This window comes from Paenibacillus sp. EKM211P (assembly GCF_011066175.1).
Classification (GTDB): Bacteria; Bacillota; Bacilli; order Paenibacillales; family Paenibacillaceae; genus Paenibacillus; species Paenibacillus polymyxa.
In genome coordinates, this window is the sequence record NZ_JAAMNS010000049.1 from 1 (window position 1) to 960 (window position 960).

Below are 960 nucleotides of genomic sequence, written 5' to 3' on the forward strand. Positions count from 1 at the left end.
ACGATGTGCGGATTTGCCTACACATCAGCCTCACTGCTTAGACGGACATCCATCAGTCCGCGTCACTACCCTACTGCGTCACCCCATCGCTCATAGCGGATTACGGTGGTACAGGAATTTCCACCTGTTGTCCTTCGACTACGCCTATCGGCCTCGCCTTAGGTCCCGACTTACCCTGAGCGGACGAACCTTCCTCAGGAACCCTTAGGCTTTCGGCGGATCTGATTCTCACAGATCTTTTCGTTACTCATACCGGCATTCTCACTTGAATGCAGTCCAGCGCTCCTTCCGGTACACCTTCAACCCGCATTCAACGCTCCCCTACCCCTGATGCAAAGCATCAAGCCATAGCTTCGGTGGTGTGTTTAGCCCCGTTACATTTTCGGCGCAGAGTCACTCGACCAGTGAGCTATTACGCACTCTTTCAATGGTGGCTGCTTCTAAGCCAACATCCTGGTTGTCTGTGCAACTCCACATCCTTTCCCACTTAACACACACTTGGGGACCTTAGCTGATGGTCTGGGCTGTTTCCCTTTCGACAATGGATCTTAGCACTCACTGTCTGACTCCCGGAACTAAATCTATGGCATTCGGAGTTTGACTGAGCTTGGTAACCCTTGCGGGCCCCGCACCCAATCAGTGCTCTACCTCCACGATTCTTCTTTCCGAGGCTAGCCCTAAAGCTATTTCGGGGAGAACCAGCTATCTCCGGGTTCGATTGGAATTTCTCCGCTACCCCCACCTCATCCCCGCATTTTTCAACATGCGTGGGTTCGGGCCTCCAGTGCGTGTTACCGCACCTTCACCCTGGACAGGGGTAGATCACCCGGTTTCGGGTCTACGTCCACGTACTCATTCGCCCTATTCAGACTCGCTTTCGCTGCGGCTTCAGCTCTTCACCTTAACCTTGCACGGGAACGTAACTCGCCGGTTCATTCTACAAAAGGCACGCCATCACCC

At 53.8% G+C, this 960-nt stretch carries 1 rRNA gene; it reads right to left on the minus strand.

What is annotated here, in order from left to right:
- Positions 1-960, minus strand: a 23S ribosomal RNA gene (locus G9G57_RS25270); the annotation flags it as partial.